General features: G+C 61.5%; 16 protein-coding genes. 4 read left to right on the top strand and 12 right to left on the bottom strand.

Annotated features, from left to right (window positions below):
* Positions 1-73: 73 nt before the first annotated feature.
* The 7 genes from BW09_RS04785 to BW09_RS04810 form a co-directional block, all read right to left on the bottom strand.
* The gene (locus BW09_RS04785) at positions 74-499 is read right to left on the bottom strand and encodes a single-stranded DNA-binding protein (protein WP_140462398.1); all 426 of its coding nucleotides are present in this window, start codon (positions 497-499) and stop codon (positions 74-76) included.
* A gap of 3 nt (positions 500-502) precedes the next feature.
* Positions 503-1,558, bottom strand: coding sequence for a recombinase RecT (locus BW09_RS04790; RefSeq protein WP_140462397.1), 1,056 nt, complete (start codon positions 1,556-1,558; stop codon positions 503-505).
* A complete protein-coding gene (locus BW09_RS04795) occupies positions 1,558-2,067 on the bottom strand; it encodes an NUMOD4 domain-containing protein (RefSeq protein ID WP_161788325.1) in 510 nt (169 codons plus the stop codon). Before BW09_RS04795 ends, BW09_RS04790 begins: the two co-directional genes overlap by 1 nt.
* A complete protein-coding gene (locus BW09_RS04800) occupies positions 2,064-3,050 on the bottom strand; it encodes a YqaJ viral recombinase family protein (RefSeq protein WP_044090664.1) in 987 nt (328 codons plus the stop codon). The genes BW09_RS04795 and BW09_RS04800 overlap by 4 nt, the downstream gene beginning before the upstream one ends.
* Positions 3,050-3,208 (bottom strand): hypothetical protein, encoded by a 159-nt coding sequence (locus tag BW09_RS10880; RefSeq protein ID WP_156100221.1) that lies wholly within the window; start codon positions 3,206-3,208, stop codon positions 3,050-3,052. Before BW09_RS10880 ends, BW09_RS04800 begins: the two co-directional genes overlap by 1 nt.
* Complete coding sequence (locus tag BW09_RS04805) at positions 3,205-3,417, bottom strand: hypothetical protein (RefSeq protein WP_140462396.1); 213 nt, start codon at positions 3,415-3,417, stop codon at positions 3,205-3,207. Before BW09_RS04805 ends, BW09_RS10880 begins: the two co-directional genes overlap by 4 nt.
* Before the next feature lie 439 nt (positions 3,418-3,856).
* A complete protein-coding gene (locus BW09_RS04810) occupies positions 3,857-4,147 on the bottom strand; it encodes a hypothetical protein (protein ID WP_044090662.1) in 291 nt (96 codons plus the stop codon).
* Between the two features lie 3 nt (positions 4,148-4,150).
* Between BW09_RS04810 and BW09_RS04815 the strand changes: the two genes are divergently transcribed.
* A complete protein-coding gene (locus tag BW09_RS04815) occupies positions 4,151-4,819 on the top strand; it encodes a hypothetical protein (protein ID WP_140462395.1) in 669 nt (222 codons plus the stop codon).
* Between the two features lie 84 nt (positions 4,820-4,903).
* Here the strand turns inward: BW09_RS04815 and BW09_RS04820 are convergent, their stop codons facing one another.
* The 3 genes from BW09_RS04820 to BW09_RS04830 form a co-directional block, all read right to left on the bottom strand.
* Positions 4,904-5,548 (bottom strand): hypothetical protein, encoded by a 645-nt coding sequence (locus BW09_RS04820; protein WP_140462394.1) that lies wholly within the window; start codon positions 5,546-5,548, stop codon positions 4,904-4,906.
* Positions 5,548-5,829, bottom strand: a complete 282-nt coding sequence (locus BW09_RS04825; protein ID WP_140462393.1) for a hypothetical protein — start codon at positions 5,827-5,829, stop codon at positions 5,548-5,550. The genes BW09_RS04820 and BW09_RS04825 overlap by 1 nt, the downstream gene beginning before the upstream one ends.
* A gap of 70 nt (positions 5,830-5,899) precedes the next feature.
* Positions 5,900-6,115 (bottom strand): hypothetical protein, encoded by a 216-nt coding sequence (locus tag BW09_RS04830; RefSeq protein WP_140462392.1) that lies wholly within the window; start codon positions 6,113-6,115, stop codon positions 5,900-5,902.
* A gap of 97 nt (positions 6,116-6,212) precedes the next feature.
* Between BW09_RS04830 and BW09_RS04835 the strand changes: the two genes are divergently transcribed.
* Both BW09_RS04835 and BW09_RS04840 read left to right on the top strand, forming a co-directional pair.
* Positions 6,213-6,587: a hypothetical protein gene (locus BW09_RS04835; RefSeq protein ID WP_223847927.1), complete on the top strand. Its 375-nt coding sequence runs from the start codon at positions 6,213-6,215 to the stop codon at positions 6,585-6,587.
* Positions 6,584-6,955: an ImmA/IrrE family metallo-endopeptidase gene (locus BW09_RS04840; protein WP_140462391.1), complete on the top strand. Its 372-nt coding sequence runs from the start codon at positions 6,584-6,586 to the stop codon at positions 6,953-6,955. The genes BW09_RS04835 and BW09_RS04840 overlap by 4 nt, the downstream gene beginning before the upstream one ends.
* Positions 6,956-7,407: 452 nt before the next feature.
* Here BW09_RS04840 and BW09_RS04845 read toward each other — a convergent pair whose 3' ends face one another.
* Together BW09_RS04845 and BW09_RS04850 are read right to left on the bottom strand one after the other, a co-directional pair.
* On the bottom strand, positions 7,408-7,965 hold the full coding sequence (locus BW09_RS04845) for a GNAT family N-acetyltransferase (protein ID WP_223847928.1): 558 nt from the start codon (positions 7,963-7,965) through the stop codon (positions 7,408-7,410).
* Positions 7,943-8,122, bottom strand: a complete 180-nt coding sequence (locus tag BW09_RS04850; protein WP_044090653.1) for a hypothetical protein — start codon at positions 8,120-8,122, stop codon at positions 7,943-7,945. Before BW09_RS04850 ends, BW09_RS04845 begins: the two co-directional genes overlap by 23 nt.
* A gap of 114 nt (positions 8,123-8,236) precedes the next feature.
* Here BW09_RS04850 and BW09_RS04855 point away from each other — a divergent pair, with 114 nt between their 5' ends.
* Positions 8,237-9,370, top strand: coding sequence for a site-specific integrase (locus tag BW09_RS04855; protein WP_044090651.1), 1,134 nt, complete (start codon positions 8,237-8,239; stop codon positions 9,368-9,370).
* Positions 9,371-9,461: the final 91 nt, after the last annotated feature.

The following is a 9,461-nucleotide window of genomic DNA, read 5'->3' on the forward strand; positions in this document are numbered from 1 at the left end:
TACAGGCTGCACCCGTGTATCGGGCAATGGGGTTCCACATCCTCGGGCTCCTCGTCGCGGTACAGGTGCAGCATCAGAACTCCGGCTCCGTGTCCGATTGCGGTGCCGCCCACGGGTCGGAGGCCGGTTGCTGTGGTTGGGCTCCCGTGAACCCGCCCGTCTGCGGCTGCTCGTCCTTCCTGTGGAGGAAGCCGATCGCGTCCGCGTACACGCGCAATTCACTGCCCTGGCCCCCGTCCTTCTTCTGGTAGAAGCGTTGGGACAGGCGGCCGGTGACGAGCAGCTTCACGCCCTTATGCACGTAGGGGAGCTGTCTTGCGGCCGTGGGCGAGCATTCCACGGTGATCCACATGGTGCCCTGGTCATGCCATTGGTTCTGCTGGTCGTAGTAGCCCTGGGAGACGCCAACGCTGAACGTGGTCAGGCTACGCCCGTTGTCGAACTCCCTGGTCTCCGGATCCCGGCCCACGTTGCCGGTGAAGCTCACGTTCACGCCCATGGCTCACTCGCCCTCCCTGACGCTGGCCTTCAACTGGGCGAGCACCACATCGAGATCGGCTTCCGGCAGTCCGCCGGTCTCCTTCACCTCGCGTCCGAGGACCTTCGAGATCGTCCCGCACGCCTCCGCGTCCGACGTGACGCCCAACTGCTGGAAACGGCGGATCACGTCGCGACGCTTCACCTCGACAGGATCCGGCTCCTCGGCGGGCTGTTCCGTCCCGCCGTCCGCGAGCACGCCGTCAATGTCCGAAGGCTCTTCGGGGGCGTCGGCGTCCGAGTCGGGCAAGCCTTCCGGTGAGGATGGGAGAATACCTGAGTAGTCCGGAGTGTATGCATCTACGTGTTGCTGTACTTCCTCCTTCACATCGGCACTGTTCGGGAGCATCTTGAACGCCCTGCGGATTACGGATTTGATGGCCATGGCCTCGTAGTCCGTCACCCATGGGCCGTTGTTCTTTGACTTGCTGCGGGAGCGGACGGCGTCCACCTCATCTCTGGTCATCACATCAAGCTGATGGCCTCCGTCCTTGAACAGCGCGATGAAGTACACATGAGTGAGTTTCGCGTTCCTGGGTCGTTTCTCGGCGGGAATATGCACCAGATCCTCATGCAGGCCAAACTGGTAATGGAATTCGTCGCCATCATAAACGGCCTTTGCCTGCATGCTCTTGATTTCCCCGCTATTTCGCGCCAATTGGAGCATGCCTCGGTAGCCGATGAGGAATGTGGCCTCCATCTCATTGTTCTTGTTGTTGAAGAACGGGATGATATACGCTTTGCCGAGTCCGTCTGCGTTTGACAGTTCAAGGCCGAGCTGGGCGCATTTCATGAAACATGAGAGCACGCTGTTGAGAGTGCATTCCCGTAGTTTGGGTTCACGGCTCAGCGTGCTTTGGTACATCTGGAATATGCGATCGGGGGTCATATGCTTCGGCATGGATGCCACGATGCGGGGCCAAGCCTTCTCCAAGGCCGTCATGAACTGCTGCTTCCGTTCCTGGTCGTTTGGCATTGCTTGCAACTGGCGATTTTGGATGGATCGTGCGAGTTGTCCCATTACTGTGCCTCCTTGGCGTACGCGAATCGATGGTTTTTGACTGCCCGGATGGTTGCCGTACAAACGCCGAATCTTTTGCTCAGTTCGATTTCCGTCTCGCTTGACGAGCGAATGAGGGCGACTTCTTCAGGACCGAGCTTCACGGGCTTTTTCTTAAGGCCTGTTCTGTACGCATGCCGGTTGTTCCCGCTATAGGTCGTCCATTCAAGATTGGTTACGTGATTGTCGGTCTTATCGCCGTTCTTGTGGTTTATCACCGGCAGATGCCAGGGATTCTCGATAAACGCTTCGGCGATAAGCCGGTGCAGGTATCTCATAGATTGCCTGCCTTCCTGCCAAAGACTGACAACGAGGTATCCGTTCCGGCCTAGGGCTGGGCGCAGATATTTCTCCGGCACCGTCTTCACAAAACCGTTTTTGCAAGTTACCTTGTGACGGATGCTGCGGACTTTGCCACTGTCGGATATTTCGTAATAATCGAAACCCGCTATTGCCTTCCAACGCATCATTTCTCCTTCAACTGCTTGAATCTGAACGTCCTGCCCGAGCTGGGCTTGACCTCCCGCGTGTAGCCCTTCCGGTGGAACGGCTTGTACGTGGCCTCGAACCCCTGGCATCGGACTCCCTCGCTGTCGCCGATGCGCACGATCAGCGCGTCCTGCAGCAGCTTCACGTCGTCCGCCGCCTCCATGGCACGCTGCCTGGCCTGCTCGTATTCGGCCATCAGGGAGGCGAGTTCGGGATCGTCGTCGGCGGCCAGGATGCCCTCCGTGGGCTCCGGGTACGCCTTCGCCACGTCCACGCCCTTGAGCCGTGGCATCCTTCCGCCGGTCACGAACCCCCAGAACTCCTCGGCCGCCTGTATGACCGCCTGCACGTCCTGCTCGTCACGTTCGAAGCGCACCTCCACCGGCTCGCCCTCGCCGAGGTCCGCGTAGAAGAAGCCCCACGTGAACCCGGTGACCGCCATGTAATGCGTGACCTGCGCCATGTAATAGTCGGGGGCGATAAGGTTCCCGTCGGCGTCATGCCAGTCCGTGCGGCCGCGCATGGCACCGGCCGTCTTGATCTCCAACACGCCCCACGAATCGGATTCCGGATCGTAGATGAAACCGTCCAATGAGGCGTGCATCAGGGGATGCGCCCTGGACGTGAGGCTGATGTCGGTGCCGTCTATCACCTGATATTCCGGGTGCAGTCTACGGAAACGGCGGCGAAGCTCCACCTCGAGCGCGTTGCCCTTGACGACGGCCCACTTGCCGCTGATGTCCTCGGGCTCCTGCCGTCCGGTCTTCTCCAACCACAGGTCGTAGGGCGTCATCCACGGGTTGAGGCCGAGGATCGTGCTCATGTCCGAGCCGCCCACGCCCAATCGGCGGAACCGCAGCCACGCCTCATGGCGTGACCGTTTCGTGGTGCCGGAACCCTTGAACCGGTGAATATCGAACATGCCGGACGATTTCGCGGCCATGTCCACCGTCATTCGCACCATCAGTCCTTCCCTCCCATGTCCTCAAGATTCAGACGCGAGTCCTGCAAAGCCTGCATGAGCAGGCTCTCCAACGCGGTCTCGCTCGGCGTGACCCGTAATCCGGCCAACTCCGGCTGCAGCGCCTTGCTGAGTCTCTGTACGAGTTCGATGTCACTCACTGGCGTTTCACCTTCCCCTGCAGATAGTCGGCGCGGCTGTACCTGTTGGCCTCGTCCGTGCGTTCGATGTCCTCGCGACGCCAGCCCATGAAACACCCGTTGACGCCACGCACCGGCTCCGGATACGGGCTGGTCAGATGCCCGCTCGACCATTTCGCCACCGTCGAATACGAGCGGTGGCAATGCGCCGCTAGCTCTCTGATGGTCATGAGACCCTCCATCGTGGTATCCTTTCCCTTGTTGGTATCCTGTTTTTCCTTGGGGCCCCGGTTGCAGCCGGGGCCTTTTCTGTTATGCGGGATCCGCGCTGGCCGTGTCACCGGCCCGCATTTGTCGGACGGGCCTCGACGGCCATCGTTCCCCCGACCTCCCGAAGAAATCAGGGAAAAAGAAGGGCGTCGCGGGTGGCGTTGACGCGGATCCCCGTGGACCGAGCCGAATCGAACGGCATCCCGTCGTTTGCCACGCCACATGAAACGTGATCTCCGACGGGGGCTAGCCTGCCGGCCCCAGGGTGGCGGGAACGGAACCACTGACCCAGTCAGACGCTCCCGCCGGTGTTCAAGAAAACTTTTCGGTTATTTGGGATTTACGGTCTCCTTTACCGCCGTCCGCCCGTGAGGAAAACCAGCAACAGGCGGGCAAGAATCATTCGGTCAGATACGGTCCGACCTTGCGCAGCATCCATGGAAGGAGGAGCCTGCAGCCCGCCGCCACGTAAACGATCAGTGCGATGGTGTTGCCCAGGGGGTGCGCGCAGCCGTCGTGGGTGAGCAGCCACAGGAGCGAGCCGGCGAGCACCGTCAGCCACAGCAGGCCGGTCAGGTACGGGTACCGGTCGCGGAGCCTGCGCGGTCGTGTCGGCCGCTCGAAGCCGCTGAAGTGACGCCCGTAATCATGCACGTCCATCACGCCGTCCTCCTTCCAGATAGAATCCATGTCATGGATGGTTCCGTTATCGCGTCGTGGGCCGGCGCGCTCGTATCCCTCGCCGGCGTGGTCGTATCCGTATGGTGGCCATGGCGCAACCGGCCACAGGCCGATTGGACGTTGCTGAAGCACTCGACGGATCCGGACATCCCGCTGTCGGCGACCGTTCCCGGCCTGGCCGGCTGGCTTGCCCGTCGCGGGGAGAAAGAGCCTGACTTCATCTGCGGGATATACAATTCCGGGGACGGCGCCGCGTATGACGTGGAGGTCGAAGGCAACGGCTGCACGGCGTACTTCCTGCAAATAACCGATGATGGAACGAACACGAAATACCTCACCCCCAGCAAAATCGCGCAGGTGAAGTCCACTGACGAACTGCTGCTGCTCGGTTTCAGGAGCAATGATGCCGACGTCATCGCGGTCCGCCTGATCTGGACGAAGCAGCCGACCCGGTTGCGTCGGCGCGTGAGTCTGACCTATGCGATCGAGGGGAGCATTCCGGAACAGCCCCGCTATCCCGTACCCGAGAAGCGAGGCCATTATCCGACGATGCTTCGTTGGTGTTTTGAGCATTCCCGTTTGGGATTATGGTTACATGGCAAGTCCCGTCGATGGGCCTGGCGGACTCTGGACGCTCCGCAAACAGACCATCCAGACGATCGAGAAGCCCCTCGCCGGTGATTGTCAGTAGCAGCACGTTCGACGTGGACACCAGCGCTGCCGTGACGCTGATGACGGCGGGGGTCCAACTAATGAAATCGTCCATCACGCCGCCTCCCTGCGGGTAGTATTCGGTTCATGGATTGGTGGAACATGTTCTGGACCGGCCTCGGCACCGTCGGCGGAATGTTCGGCACGGTCGCCGGCCTTGTCGCCCTCGTCCAGACGCGCAAGGCGAACAAGCTCGCGCAGCGTGCCAACGAGCTGGCCGAGACGGCCAACCGTGAAGCCGGGAACGCCAACGGCATCGCCGAACACGCGAACCAGATAGCTTTGGACGCCAATGAGGTCGCGGAGCGGGCGCTCCGGGTTGGCGCGGACCAGACCGTATACGATTGGACGGTTCGGGTCGAGGATGATGGCCGGACCATCGTCCTTCGCAATCACTGCGCACATGCTGCTGACGATGTCGCCGTCGCGGTTCGGTCTGGAGACGCAGCAATAGTCGACGCCACGTTCGACCATGTAACTGGTTTTCGCGTACTGCGCCTCGATGCATCGCGCACGGTCGACCAGATCGTCGAACATCAGCGGAAACTCAACCCAGCTTTCCTTCACGGCCTTGCCATACGGTTCGAGATCGAGGTCCACATATCGTGGGTCAGCGAGCTCGGGATGCACCGAGACCAGGTAGTCGATGAGATCGTCAGCTGTGAGCACTAGCCGCTCCATCGAAACGCCGTAACCCATCACTCCGCCTCCTTGCCGGCGAGCGCCTGCGAGCCCGTCGCCTGGGCGATGACTGCGGCGGGGTCGCCGCCGGATTCGAGTTGCGCGGCGAGGAACATGCTCAACGGCAGGTCGTCGCTGTCGAGTCGTTTGCTGACGGTCTGGCGTACGAGTCCGAGGGATTCTGCGATGGTGGTGAAGTTGGTTTTGGTGGTCAGCACCTGGTCGCGCGTGGCCCGCACGATGTGCGATGCCATGCGCTCGTACTTCGATGGCTCACGAATCTCCAACGAATCCGACATGATCTGCCTTCCTGCGATAACGATGTGATGAACGACAGGCCGGGCGACGGGGTGCCGCCCGGCGCGTGGCTCAGGCGAGGACTCCGGAGGCCTCGGCGCTGGCCTTGGCGCTGATCCTGACCTTGGGGCCCTTGCCGCCGCGGCCGATCCTCACGGTCGAGGTGCCGTCCGCGTGCTTGGTGATGACCAGCTGGGTCCCGTCCGGCATCTCGGCGGTGAAGGTCCTCACCTCGCCCTCCGTGGTGGTCGTGGCCTTGACCTCTGTCTCCTTGGTTTTCTCTTCCATCCTGACCTCCTTGGTAGCTGACGCTTACATGTTAGCTCTCGCTTACAGGCGTTACAAATTCGGCGTGTCTCCATGTGATTACACGTAGGGTTAAGCCATGGCAGCAAAGATTGAATGGACGGCGATTGATTACGCCGCAAAGAACCGATTAGCCAGAATCATCGATGATTCTGGTCTCGCATACCGCGTTATCGCCGAGCGCATGGGCGGAACGGTAAGCCATGTCAGAGTCGGATACATCCATAACGGCGAGAAATCACCGGTTCGTTTGTCTGAGTTTCTGGCGATCTGTGATGTCTGCCATGCGGACCCCGTCGCCACGCTGCGCGAGATCATCGCCGAGGCCCAACGCATCCAAGCCGAACAGGACGCCCGCGAGCGCGAGGGGTCGGCGGAGCCTGATTTCCTCGCGATGGCGGCCAAGCATGGGGACATCGAGGCCGAACAGGAAGCATACGAGGAGCTCCCGTGATCAATGTGTACGAGGAGGCCGCGAGGTGGGCGAGGGTCGAGGAGCGGCGCCTTCCCGGCGGGCTGGAGGGCGCGTACGACGCCGACAGGAACATCATCTTCCTTGATGAGGGGCTGTCGCCGGTGCAACGCCGTTGCGTGCTCGCGCATGAGATCAGCCACGCCCGGCACTGCGATCGCGGATGCAGATGCGACGCCTACGTGGAACTCCGCGCCGACATGGACGCTGCGCGCATGCTCCTGTCACAGGTCGAATATGCGACGGCGGAACGAATCTATGACAACGAGGTCACGCTTGCCAGGGAGCTTGACGTGCTCCCATGGGTCGTGGCCGCATACCGGCGGTGCCTGCACGACGGAACCGTATAGGAGGCCGCCGATGGGGAAACGAAAAATCGGGGTGGGAGACCTTGGGTATGGCAAACCCGCAAGAAGGTGAAGATCTACCTGCCGAATCAGCAATATCTAGTCATTCTGGAGAAAAGAAGCGACTACTGGGTCCTGATTACCGCCTATCACCTTGAACGGAGCCATAGCATCGAGAAAATCACCCGCGAATACAATTCGCGTTTTAGCATTATCCTCCAATAAAACAAAGGCCGCCTTATGAGGACGACCTTAGAGACTCCTTCTACAACCTGTAGATGAGCTGATTCGAATCTTGCACATGACACTCCAGAAGTCAAATCTAGGTTCAGCTCCCGATTAGGACGGAAAGAAAGGTGATTGGTCGTGGCTTTCGCATTGATGGGGTCGGCACGCATGAGCTACGGGCAGATGCGCGGAGACTCTACGAGACGGTGCGGAGCCTGACCGAAATGCTAGAAGAACGCGAGTGTGCTGCCGAAGTAGTCGCCGCGAGCCTGCGGGGTGAACTCCAGGGACAGCAGGTGGTATTCCGGATCATCGGGATCCGGGCCCTCATCCACGAATCCGAATCGTGCGAACAGGTCCATACTGGGCCTGTTGCGTGGATCCACCTGGGTCAGCACGAGCGGCGTGCGATGGGAACGCCAGGCGTCGTCGCGCAGGTGCACGATCACCGAGGAGAGCAGCGTGTCACCAAGATGGGTGCCGCGCACCTTCAGGGCGGTGGCGATGTACGAGATCTGGTAGACGCCCTCATGTCCGTCGGTCGTCTCCACGGCGACTCCGTATTCGCAGAACCCGACCACGTCATCATGCAGGGGAACGTCACCGGATACGACAAGAAGCGTGCGCATGATACCCTTCGGGGTCTTGCGCACGTTGAGTTCACGTATGTACCGCTGTGGATCCATCGCCCATTCAGAGCCTCCCGGATCGCAGCAGAGGAACTGTCTGAGCGCCGTCTGATGGTCTCTGGAGCATTCCCGTTCAACGACGAGCTTCAGGCCCATCGGAGGGTTCCTTCCGGGCCTTCGCCCGACGTTCCATGTAATGACGGGCGCTGCGGGTCAGCTTCATCCATTTCGCGTCCACCATGCTGCGGGGTTTGCCGTCGGCTGGCGGCGTATATGCCGGGATGGGCTTCACGCCGGTATCGGTCATGGTCATGGCCGCCTCCTTTCAAACAGCGTAAAGCAAGAAACTTACACGAAATACCTCATTTGTGCAAATCACCTGTATCTACGATTCTTCAGGAACTGTGGACAGAAAGGATGTGACGGCATGGCGAACATCACCAAGTATCTGACCAGCAGGGGCGAGACCCGGTACATGGTCCGCTACAGGAAGCCCGACGGCGCGCAGACCAAGAAGCGCGGTTTCCGCCGCAAGCTGGATGCGGAACGCTGGTCGGCCGAGCATGTGACCGTCGCCAAGGCCGAGGGCTCGTATGTGGACCCGCAGGCCGGCAGACGAACCGTCGCCGCGCTGTGGCCGGCGTGGATCGCCGCGAAGAGGATCCGTTGCAAAGCGAGCTACATCGACTCGCTGGAACGTGAGTGGCGGCATCGGGTTGAACCGCGGTGGGGCGGCCGCGGGCTGGCGACGATCTCCCGCGCCGAGGTCCAGGAGTGGGTGGCCGGACTGGCCGCCGAGGGGTGCAGCGCAAGCGTGGTGCTGCGCGCCCACGGCATCCTTTCCGCGATCGTGCGGCAGGCCGTGCGTGACCGGCTCGTCGCCGCAAACCCCTGCGACGACGTCGAGCTGCCGAGGAAACGACGCAAGGAGCACCGGTATCTCACGTGCGGTGAGCTGATGCGTCTGGCGGACGCTTCACGTGACAAGAGGACCATCGTGCTCGTCCTGGGCCTGACCGGACTGCGTTGGGGGGAGCTGGCGGGCCTGCAGGTCGGGGACGTGGACTTCGGCCGGCGGCGGCTGTGGGTCCGCAGGAGCGCCACCGAAGTCAGGGGGCGGATCGTGGTGGATACGCCGAAGTCGGCGAAATGGCGGCAGGTCGTCTATCCGGCCATGCTGGACGGCCCGCTGCGGGACGCCTGCGCCGGCAAGTCCGCCGGGGACCTGGTGTTCACCGGCGCGGACGGCGGGTATGTGCGGCGCACGCACGGGCCGAACACCACGTCGTCGTGGTTCTACTGGGCGCGCAAGCGTGCGGGCATCGTCGGGGACATGACGGTGCACGATCTGCGGCATACGGCCGCGAGCCTCATGGTCGCGTCCGGCGCGAACGTGAAGGCGGTGCAAAGGCAGTTGGGGCATGCGACCGCGTCGATGACGTTGGACGTGTATGCGGACCTGTTCGATGACGATCTGGATGCGGTTGGCGCGGCCATGAATTCCCTGATTCTGGAAAATGTGCCCAAAATGTGCCCAAAAACAGTGGGGGAGGCCGCGTAATCCAAGCGGCAGTAGGTGTTCCGGGTCTGGTCGACCGGGGTTCAATTCCCCGCGCCTCCACCAATCCGCTTCGGCGGAAACAAGCCGCTTT

It is taken from the genome of Bifidobacterium sp. UTCIF-1, assembly GCF_006408915.1.
Lineage (GTDB): Bacteria > Actinomycetota > Actinomycetes > Actinomycetales > Bifidobacteriaceae > Bifidobacterium > Bifidobacterium reuteri.